At 67.9% G+C, this 9,469-nt stretch carries 7 protein-coding genes, 1 tRNA gene and 2 rRNA genes (1 of these 10 running past the window's edge); 3 read left to right on the plus strand and 7 right to left on the minus strand.

The window, feature by feature from the left end:
- Positions 1 to 8: 8 nt before the first annotated feature.
- Entirely contained in the window at positions 9 to 1,451 is a 1,443-nt protein-coding gene (locus tag IAI58_RS00895; protein ID WP_208776000.1) for a pentapeptide repeat-containing protein, read from the minus strand.
- 122 nt (positions 1,452 to 1,573) lie between these two features.
- Here IAI58_RS00895 and IAI58_RS00900 point away from each other — a divergent pair, with 122 nt between their 5' ends.
- From IAI58_RS00900 to IAI58_RS00910, 3 genes are read left to right on the plus strand one after another with little or no spacing between them, the layout of a single operon-like run.
- Positions 1,574 to 2,632, plus strand: coding sequence for a Kelch repeat-containing protein (locus tag IAI58_RS00900; RefSeq protein ID WP_207449300.1), 1,059 nt, complete (start codon positions 1,574 to 1,576; stop codon positions 2,630 to 2,632).
- Positions 2,610 to 3,188 carry a hypothetical protein gene (locus IAI58_RS00905; RefSeq protein WP_207449298.1) on the plus strand — a complete coding sequence of 193 codons (579 nt, stop codon included), beginning with the start codon at positions 2,610 to 2,612 and terminating at the stop codon, positions 3,186 to 3,188. The genes IAI58_RS00900 and IAI58_RS00905 overlap by 23 nt, the downstream gene beginning before the upstream one ends.
- Positions 3,189 to 3,235: 47 nt before the next feature.
- The gene (locus tag IAI58_RS00910) at positions 3,236 to 5,377 is read left to right on the plus strand and encodes a PBP1A family penicillin-binding protein (protein WP_207449296.1); all 2,142 of its coding nucleotides are present in this window, start codon (positions 3,236 to 3,238) and stop codon (positions 5,375 to 5,377) included.
- Positions 5,378 to 5,520: 143 nt separating this feature from the next.
- Here IAI58_RS00910 and IAI58_RS00915 read toward each other — a convergent pair whose 3' ends face one another.
- The 6 genes from IAI58_RS00915 to IAI58_RS00940 all read right to left on the minus strand — a co-directional run.
- A complete protein-coding gene (locus IAI58_RS00915) occupies positions 5,521 to 5,847 on the minus strand; it encodes a hypothetical protein (RefSeq protein ID WP_207449294.1) in 327 nt (108 codons plus the stop codon).
- Between the two features lie 159 nt (positions 5,848 to 6,006).
- Positions 6,007 to 6,228 (minus strand): DUF1289 domain-containing protein, encoded by a 222-nt coding sequence (locus IAI58_RS00920; RefSeq protein ID WP_207449291.1) that lies wholly within the window; start codon positions 6,226 to 6,228, stop codon positions 6,007 to 6,009.
- 124 nt (positions 6,229 to 6,352) lie between these two features.
- Positions 6,353 to 7,804: an amidase gene (locus IAI58_RS00925; RefSeq protein ID WP_207449289.1), complete on the minus strand. Its 1,452-nt coding sequence runs from the start codon at positions 7,802 to 7,804 to the stop codon at positions 6,353 to 6,355.
- 138 nt (positions 7,805 to 7,942) lie between these two features.
- A tRNA-Met gene (locus tag IAI58_RS00930) sits at positions 7,943 to 8,019 on the minus strand.
- Between the two features lie 49 nt (positions 8,020 to 8,068).
- A 5S ribosomal RNA gene (gene rrf / locus IAI58_RS00935) occupies positions 8,069 to 8,183 on the minus strand.
- A gap of 138 nt (positions 8,184 to 8,321) precedes the next feature.
- Positions 8,322 to 9,469, minus strand: a 23S ribosomal RNA gene (locus tag IAI58_RS00940) (it continues 1,591 nt past the right edge of the window).

Consider the following 9,469-nt stretch of genomic DNA (forward strand, 5'->3'; position numbering starts at 1 on the left):
TCGGGCCTTCAGTCGGATTCCAGCGCGCTCAGGCTCTGCCCGAGGCGGTTCAGGACATCCCGCTCCCGGTCTCCGGCCTTCAGGAACCCGGTCGAGAAGGACAGGGAGAAACTGCTGCTGATCGATTCCTGGCCGCGAAAGGTTGAGACAGGAAAGCTCCAATCCTCCGCCGCGCGGCGCAGCGCGCATCGCGCCAGGCCCGCCGGCTCCATCGAGGAGTAATAGTACCATTTTTCAAGGAGGCGGCTGTATTCGACACCTCCGCTGAAGCGCGAACTGGGAATACGCTCGATGATCGTTACGTTGAGGCGCTCATCCGGCTTTGGGGTGCCGGTGCGGCAGATGGAGCCCTCCGGCAGGCCCCGCAGCGCATCGGGCAAGGAAAACACCGCCGTCATATCCGTGTTCCGGAGCGTCGCGCCATCGAACCTCGCGCCCGAGAGCTGCGCGCCGATGAAGACGGCGTCGCTCAGATCCGCTCCGGAAAAATCCGCGCCGCGCAGATCGGCGAAGGCGAAGCGGGCGCTCTGGAGAGAGGCGGCGCGGAAATCGGCGGACGGGAAATGTCCCAGGGAAAAATTTGTGCCCCTGGCATCCGCCCGGTTGAAGGCGGTCCGCGAACCGTCGGACAGCACCAGGACCGCGCCGGACAGATCGGCACCCTCCAGGCGGGCATCTGTCAGATCCGCCTGGACAATGGTCGCATCTTTCATCGTCGCGTTCGCCAGTACGGCCCGCCGGAGCTTGGCGCCGCTCAGGGCGGCCTTCTCCAACTCGCCGCCGGGCAGGCGCAACCCGTTCAGAAGCAGGCCCGACAGATTGGCTGCGGAAAAGCTCCTGCCCTGCGACGACAGCATCTCGATCGCCTGGACCTGGCCGACATCGCTGTAATCGCGGAGTTCCTGCGCGCGTCTCACGGCGCCACCCGCCGCCTCCAGTTCCATCGCCCCGTGGATCTGTGACACTCGCGCCCCGATATCGGCAACCTGCCGATTGGATGCCTTCAGGTCGTTCTGAACCTCCAGCGCGATCCGCAGAAGGTGGCCGGTCAGGGGATCCCCGCCCGGCGCGCTGAACTGCGCCAGCCAGACACAGGAGAAAACCGCGCAGGTTGTCCCGGAGAAAATGGCCATGCGTGCCGAGACGACGCAGGCCCTGCTCGGTGGCCGGACCCCGACGTGATGGCGGCGGAAATACCAGATGGCCAGGAGGGCCGCGAGGGCGGCGGCGACCGTGACATAGGGAACGAGATCCGCGACCGGCCTGATGTAATCCGCCACCACCGCCGGCCCCGAGCTGACGAAAGCCAGCAGGCCGAACTTCTTCCAGCCACTGGCGATCCGGATATCGCGCAGCAGCTTCCTGGCCCGGATGAACCATGCCTGGAACAGCCTCCGCGAGCGCATCAGTCCCGCCATGGCGGCTCGCCCTGTCGCATCCTGGCGCAGCATATTCCGTTTCTGTATCGTAGCAACAAAAGAGCGGAGGCGGTCGCGCCGATCCTGCTGGACGGCCCCTCCGGGCTTTCGGCTATCCTCGGCGCCGCCGGGTAAGCCGGTAGGGGAAGACGACCATGAAGGCTCATCGCCGTGCCCTGCTCACGGGGCTGCTCGCCACGCCATTCCTCGCCCGCGCCCAGGGCACGCCACAGCCGCTGGAGCGGTTGCAGGCGCCCGGGCCGGTGACGCTGACGGACCAGCAGCTGGCTCAGCGCTTCACCGCCAGCCCAGCCCCCGCCGGGCCGCCGGGACAGTGGGAAGCCCGCGCCAACCTGCCGCTCCCGCGCTCCGAGATGGCCTGGGCCACCGCCGCGCGCGGGCGGATGCATGTCATCGGCGGCTATGGCGAGCAGCGGGTGAACCGCCCCTATCACCATGTCTATGACCCCGAACGCGATGTCTGGGACATCGCGCCGCCGCTGCCGCTGGGCGCCAACCACGTGGCCGTCGCGGCGACGGAGGAGACGGTCTATGCCTTCGGCGGCTTCGTGCAGCAGAACCGTGACCCGCACCGGGAGGCCTTCGCCTTCGACCTGGACAGCCAGATCTGGCGCTCTCTGGCGCCGCTGCCGCACGCGCGGGGTGCTGCGGGGCTGGTGATCGTGGACGGGATGCTGCACCTGATCGGCGGCGCCCAGGGCAATACCGACCGCCACAGCATCTCCTGGCACGAGGTCTACGATCCCCGCGCCGACAAGTGGGAGGCGCGGCCGGACATGCCGGGCTTCCCGCTGGACCACAAGGGCGTGGTGGTGGTGGACGGGCGCATTCACGTCATCGGCGGGCGGATCAATACCTTCGCCACCAATGTCGGGCACCACCGCGTCTATATCCCGGCCTCCGGCAAGTGGGAGGACCGGACGCCCATGCCGACGCCGCGCTCCGGCCATGGCGCCGTGTATCTCGGCGGGCGCATCTGGTGCATGGGGGGCGAGGAGACCAACAAGGTCTTCGGCCAGATGGAAAGCTACGACCCCGCCACGGATCGCTGGAGCAGCCACGCGCCCATGCTGACGCCGCGCCATGGCCTCGGCGCCGCCGTGGTGGGCGGCAAGATCCATGTGGCCGGGGGCGGCGTCGTCTTCGGCGGCGGCATCCAGTCCTCCATCCATGAAGCCTTCACCCCGGCCTGACCCCCTGCCCCGCCGGGCCATGCTGCTGCTGGCGGGCAGCGGCGTGGCGGGGGCGGCTGCCTGGCTGGGCTGGCCGGCCGTGGCGGCGCCGGGCTTCGGGCCACTGCGCCTGGGCATGGCGCGGGCCGAGGCGCTGCGGGCCCTGGGGCCGGCGGCCCTGCCGGCGCCGCTCTGCGCGGGGGTGGAGGGCGTGCTGTTCGACTGGCCGGATGCCGCGCTCAGCCCGCGCCCGGTGCCGGCCATGGCCATGTTCGGCGGCACCGAAGCGCGGTTGAGCGAGATGGAGGCCAGCCTCTCCCACCCCGAGGGCGGGCTGGACCTCGCGGGCTGGCAGGCGCTGGTGGCGGCGCAGCGGGAGGAGATACGCCGCCGGCTGGGAGTGGAGCCCCGGCTGGTGGAGGATGCGCGGGATATGATGGGCGCTGATCTGCACTGGGTTTTTGATGGCCCGCACGCAACCGTGACCCTGGCGGCCCGCTGGATGCAGCGCAGCGGAGCCGGTTATACCCGCCTGCACTGGCTGGCGGCCGGGGCGGAGACGGTGATCGCGAGCTGAGGCTTGAGGCCACGCCGCCCCTGTCCGCCGGCGAAGGGGGAGCCTGTATGACCGAGAGCCGCACCACGCCACGCCGCCGCCTGCTGCCGCGCCTGCCCCTCCTCCTTGGCGGGGGGATGGGCGTCGTGGCGCTGGGGCTGGTGGTCTATCTGGGCTGGTGCCTGCTGCAGATGCCGGTGGGAGGCGGGATGCAGCCCACGGCCACCGCCGCCACCCTGATCCTGGAGAACCGGGACGGCACCGGCTTCGCCACGCGCGGCGTGCTGCGGGGCGAGCCGGTCAGCGCCGATGCCCTGCCGCAGCCGCTGACCGATGCCATCATCGCCATCGAGGACCGGCGCTTCTACAGCCATCATGGCATCGACCCCCGTGGCATCCTGCGGGCCGTGACCCGCGCCGTGAGTTCCGGGCGGCTGCGGGAGGGGGCGAGCACCATCACCCAGCAGCTCGCCCGCATGACCTATCTGTCGCAGGAGAAGACGCTGAGCCGGAAGGTGCAGGAGGCCATGCTGGCCCTCTGGCTGGAAAGCCGCCTCTCCAAGCAGGAGATCCTGGCCCGCTACATGAACACCGCTTATTTCGGCGCGGGCGCGGTGGGCGTGGATGCGGCGGCGCGGCGCTATTTCGGCAAATCCGCCGGGGATGTGACGCTGGCGGAGGCGGCGATGCTGGCGGGGCTGCTGCGCGCGCCCTCCGCCCTGGCGCCCACCACCAATATGGAAGGCGCCTGGCAGCGCGCCAATGTGGTGCTGCAGGTGATGCAGGAGACCGGCCTCGCCACGCCGGAGCAGGTCGCCGCCGCTCGCGCCGCGCCGCCCGTCCTGAAGGCGCCGCCCGAGCCGCTGGTCGGCCGTGGCTATTTCTCGGACTGGGCGGATGCCGAGGCACGGCGGCTGGTGGGGCCGATGCCGGTGGACCTTTCCGTCCGTACCACCCTGGACCCGGCCCTTCAGGACCTGGCGGAGAAGGTGGTGACCCGGCACCTGGCGCAGACAGGCGGGAAGCAGCAGGCCGGACAGGCGGCGCTGCTGGCCCTGGCGCCGGATGGCTCGGTGCTCGCCATGGTAGGCGGGCGCGACTATGCGGAGAGCCAGTTCAACCGCACCTCCCAGGCCAGGCGGCAGCCCGGCTCGCTGTTCAAGCTCTTCGTCTATGCGGCGGCGCTGGAGGAAGGCTGGCGGCCGGACCAGACCATCCAGGATACGCCCATCACCATCGATGGCTGGTCCCCCGGCAATTCCGGTGGCCGCTATCGTGGCGCCATGACGTTGCGGGAGGCCTTCGCGCAGTCCAGCAACACCGCCGCCGTCAGGCTGCAGGAGGCGGTGGGGCGCGACAAGGTGGCGGCCATGGCCAGACGCCTCGGCCTTTCCGCCGAGATGCCGCTGAACCCCAGCATGGCGCTCGGCACCACCGAGGCGACGCTGGCGGAGATGGTCACGGCCTTCGGCCGCATCGGCTACGGCACGCAGATCGAGCCCTACGTGGTGCAGGAGGTGCGCGCGCGGGACCGGGCGCTCTATACCCGCCCGCCCGCGCCCACCGCGCCGCTGGTGCCGCCACGGGTCCAGCAGGGCATGCTGGACATGATGCTGGCGGTGGTGCGGGACGGCACCGGCCGCGCCGCCCGGCTGGAGCGCCCCGTCGCCGGCAAGACCGGCACCACCCAGGACAGCCGCGATGCCTGGTTCATCGGCATGACGGCGGATGCGGTGGTGGGCGTCTGGGTCGGCAATGACGACAACAGCCCGACGAAGAATGTCCATGGCGGCGGGCTGCCGGCGCGCATCTGGCGTGATTTCATGGAGGAGGCGGACAAGCTCCATACCGCCGCCGCGCCCTCGGCCGCCGTCCAGCCCTCCCCGGCGCGGGAGGAGCAGCTGCGTGGCGTGCCGCAGGTGCTGGATACCGCCACCCTGCTGATCGGCGGGCGGGAAGTGCGGCTGGCTGGCCTCGTCGGCCTGCCCTCCGGCGATTTCGTCGCCGCCATGACGCAGTGGATCTCGGGGCGCGAAGCTGTCTGCGAGGCACGGAGTTCCGAGAGCTGGGAATGTCGCGTCGGCGGGCGGAGCCTGTCGGAGCTGGTCCTCTCCAACGGCGGCGGACGGGCCTCGACCGATGCCCCGCCCGAACTGCGTCAGGCCGAGCGCGCCGCCCGGCAGGCACGGCTGGGCATCTGGGGCGGCTGAGGGGCGTAGTACATGCGGAAGCCCGCGGCACGGGGCCGGCGGGCTTCTTCGAGTTGCTCCGGAAGCCCGGGGCGGCTTCCGCCAGGCTTCGTCGGAACACGTGCCTTCACCCGGCTGGCCGGCCTTGGCCGACCGGTTCCGGGTCAGCGCATCGGAACGACGCGGCGGGTGCCGTCCGGCAGATACTCGATCACCGCACCGCCGCCCATATAGGCGCCATTGCCGACCTGCTGATTCGGCAGATTCAGGTCAGAGAAGGGATTCGGCGGGACCGGCACGACCGGGCGGCCCGTCGAGGTCTGGAGTTCAGGGGAGGCCTGAAAACCCTGCGACCCCATGGGCTGCTGCACCTGATATCCTGAAGCGGAGGGAGCGCCAGCCGTCGGGTAGCCAGTCTGTGCATGGGCGATACCGCCACCCATGGTCACGGCCAGGGACGCGGCTGCCAGCGTTGAGGAAATACGGGCCATTGCTGGGATTCCTTGCAGTGTTCTTCCTCGCCCCACGCAGCCGTACAGGCACGCGCGGAAGCGCAGATAGCCAACCCGCCGGAACAGCCAAGGTTGCGGGCAGGCTTACCTCAGGAAGTGCCGATCGGCCTCCGATACGTTGGAAACCGTCTTCGCCGGCTACTCCTTGTGCTTCTTCTTGCCGGCTGCCGGGCCGATCACATAGCCCTGCCCGGCCAAGGCGCCCAGCCGTGCCGGCAAGGCATCCCGGATCACCTGACGATAGGCCGGCACATGCTTCCAGGCCTTCTTTTCCTGCTTGGTCATGCCGCAGCCCAGGCACCAGCCGGTCTCGTCGTCGTAGCGGCAGACCTTGATGCAAGGGCGGTCAAGTTTGTCCATGCCGCAAAGACTCCGCGGAAGCGGGAAAGTTCCCGTTCCGCACCGGACGCCCAGGCATATTCCGCCCCCCGCCAGGACGGCAGGCGAGAGCCGTTGAAGCAGGCCACGGCGAATGAAAGCCGCTTCAGGCGCGCAGGGCGGGTGGCAGGCGCGCCAGCACGGGAGTGATGGCCTGCTCATAGGCATGGGCCAGCCGCAGCAGCGCCAGATCCTGTCGTGGCGGGGCGATGATCTGCAGGCCCATCGGCAGGTCCAGCGCGCCGCCGAAGCCCGCCGGGACGCTGATGGTGGGGCAGCCGGAGAGGCTGGCGGGGAAGACCACTTCCATCCAGCGGTGATAGGTATCCATGGCCGTGCCGCCGATCTCCTGGGGCCAGTGCCATTCGGCGGGAAAGGCGAAGCACTGGGCACTGGGCAGCACCAGCGCATCGAAGCGCGTGAACAGGACGAGAAAGGCCTGGTAGAGCGCGCTGCGCCCGGCGGAGGCGCGCAGCGTGTCCAGCGCACTCATCCGCAGGCCGCCTTCCACTTCCCAGAGCGCCTCGGGCTTCAGCTGCCTGCGCTTCTCAGGGTCCTGGTAGAAGGGCATCAGCCCATTCATGGCCAGCCAGTGGCGGGTGCCGAGCCAGGTGTCCCAGATCTGCTCACGCGAAAGCGGCATGCGCGCCTCCTCCACCCGGCAGCCGACGGCTTCCAGGGCAGCGAGGCCCTGGCGGCAGACATCCAGCACGCCGGCTTCCAGAGGCAGGCTGGCGGCGTAATCTCCGAGCCAGCCGATGCGTGTGCCACGGGCATCATGCGCGAGGGGGCGGGCAAAGGCTTCCGGCGCGTCCTCCAACGACAGCGGCGCCCGGGCATCGCGCCCCGCCAGGGTCGAGAGCAGCAGCGCGAGGTCCGTCACGTCACGCGCCATTGGCCCTTCCGTGGAGAGCTGGCTGACGAAGCTTTCCGTGGCCGGCCAGGCCGGAACCCGGCCAGCCGAGGGGCGCAGGCCGAAGACATTGTTCCAGGCGGCCGGATTCCGCAGGGAGCCACCGAAATCGCTGCCATCGGCGACCGGTGCCATCCGCAACGCCAGGGCCACCGCCGCGCCGCCCGAGGAACCACCGGCCGAGCGGCCGGTATTCCAGGGATTGCGTGTGACGCCATGCACGGGATTGTAGCTGTGCGAGCCCAGGCCGAATTCCGGCACATTGGTCTTGCCGATGAAAATGGCACCGGCGCGCCGCATCCGCTCGACGATCAGCGAATCCTGCACGGGCATGTGGCCCGCCAGGAGCGGAGAGCCCTTGCTGGTAGGCAGGCCACGAACATCGGCCAGGTCCTTCACCGCGTGAGGGAGGCCGTGCATCCAGCCCATCACCTCGCCCCGTCCCAGCTGCGCGTCGCGCTCCTCCGCCTCGGCCAGCAGGACGTCACGGTCGCGCAAGGCGATGATGGCATTCACCGCAGGGTTCAGCTGCTCGATGCGATCGAGATGGGCGGACATGACCTCCCGGCACGAGAGGTGCCTGGCGCGTATGGCGGCAGATAGCTCGGCCGCGGTCATGAGGCAGGAATCGTTGGGCTGGGTCATGGGCAGGCCTTAGCTTGGCGGCGGAATGTGCCGTTACCGCTACGGGCTTGGCAAGCCCGGCCTGATGCCATGGTCTGTACGCGTTCAAACCCGCCAGTTGGTGCTGACGGGGTTTGCGCTGTTGCTGTTATTTGATGTTGGATGCGGGGACAGGATTTGAACCTGTGACCTTCAGGTTATGAGCCTGACGAGCTACCGGGCTGCTCCACCCCGCGGTGGTGTGTGTATTTGTGCTGTTTGTTGGATGAACGGTCCGGCTTGGTGGCCCGGCGGCGACCTACTCTCCCGTGCCTTGAGACACAGTACCATGGGCGCTGGGGCGTTTCACGGCCGAGTTCGGGATGGGATCGGGTGTAGCAGCCTCGCGATGGCCACCGGGCCACCGAGCCGGATCGTTCTCCATTGGCAGCACAGATGCTGATGAATGGGAGTTGGTGATATCTGTATTGAGTGTTGAGTGAGTGTGTCGCGGTTGGATGCTGCGTGCGGTGTCGTGTTGCCACGACAGCGGTGCAGATGAATGAGATCGATCGGGCTATTAGGACCGCTCGGCTGAGGCCATTACTGACCTTTCACCTGCGGCCTATCGACGTGATGGTCTATCACGGCCCTTAGGGAGACCTCGTTTAGAGGCTGGTTTCCCGCTTAGATGCCTTCAGCGGTTATCCGTTCCATACTTAGCTACCCAGCGATGCCGCGGGCGCGACAACTGGTACACCAGAGGTATGTCCATCCCGGTCCTCTCGTACTAGGGACAGATCCTCGCAAGTCTCCTACACCCATGGCAGATAGGGACCGAACTGTCTCACGACGTTCTAAACCCAGCTCACGTACCGCTTTAATCGGCGAACAGCCGAACCCTTGGGACCTGCTCCAGCCCCGGGATGCGATGAGCCGACATCGAGGTGCCAAACCTCCCCGTCGATGTGGACTCTTGGGGGAGATCAGCCTGTTATCCCTAGAGTACCTTTTATCCGTTGAGCGATGGCCCTTCCACGCGGGACCACCGGATCACTAAGGCCGACTTTCGTCTCTGTTCGCGCTGTCGCGCTCACAGTCAGGCGGGCTTATGCCTTTGCACTCAACAGCCGATGTCCGACCGGCTTGAGCCCACCATCGCGCGCCTCCGTTACACTTTAGGAGGCGACCGCCCCAGTCAAACTGCCCGCCACGCAGGGTCCCGACCCCAGATAAATGGGGCTCGGTTAGATGCCAGAAAGGCGCAGGGTGGTATTTCAAGGATGGCTCCACCAAAGCTGGCGCCCCGGTTTCATAGCCTCCCACCTATCCTACACAGCCCCTTCCTGGCACCACTGCGAAGTTGCAGTAAAGGTTCATAGGGTCTTTCCGTCTGACCACGGGTACCCCGCATCTTCACGGGGAATTCAATTTCGCTGAGCCCATGCTGGAGACAGTGGGGAGGTCGTTACGCCATTCGTGCAGGTCGGAACTTACCCGACAAGGAATTTCGCTACCTTAGGACCGTTATAGTTACGGCCGCCGTTTACCGGGGCTTCGGTTCGATGCTTGCACATCTCCCCTTAACCTTCCGGCACCGGGCAGGCGTCAGACCCTATACGTCATCTCTCGATTTCGCAGAGCCCTGTGTTTTTACTAAACAGTCGCCACCCCCTGGTCTGTGCCACCCCACCCTGGTTGCCCAAG

Origin of the sequence: Roseomonas marmotae, from assembly GCF_017654485.1 — a bacterium.
Lineage (GTDB): Bacteria > Pseudomonadota > Alphaproteobacteria > Acetobacterales > Acetobacteraceae > Pseudoroseomonas > Pseudoroseomonas marmotae.

Excerpts from the sequence above, each read along its gene's own strand:
- IAI58_RS00895 (WP_208776000.1), bottom strand. The coding sequence starts at position 1,451 with ATGCTGCGCCAGGATGCGACAGGGCGAGCCGCCATGGCGGGACTGATG.
- IAI58_RS00900 (WP_207449300.1), top strand. The coding sequence starts at position 1,574 with ATGAAGGCTCATCGCCGTGCCCTGCTCACGGGGCTGCTCGCCACGCCA.
- IAI58_RS00905 (WP_207449298.1), top strand. The coding sequence starts at position 2,610 with ATGAAGCCTTCACCCCGGCCTGACCCCCTGCCCCGCCGGGCCATGCTG.
- IAI58_RS00910 (WP_207449296.1), top strand. The coding sequence starts at position 3,236 with ATGACCGAGAGCCGCACCACGCCACGCCGCCGCCTGCTGCCGCGCCTG.
- IAI58_RS00915 (WP_207449294.1), bottom strand. The coding sequence starts at position 5,847 with ATGGCCCGTATTTCCTCAACGCTGGCAGCCGCGTCCCTGGCCGTGACC.
- IAI58_RS00920 (WP_207449291.1), bottom strand. The coding sequence starts at position 6,228 with ATGGACAAACTTGACCGCCCTTGCATCAAGGTCTGCCGCTACGACGAC.
- IAI58_RS00925 (WP_207449289.1), bottom strand. The coding sequence starts at position 7,804 with ATGACCCAGCCCAACGATTCCTGCCTCATGACCGCGGCCGAGCTATCT.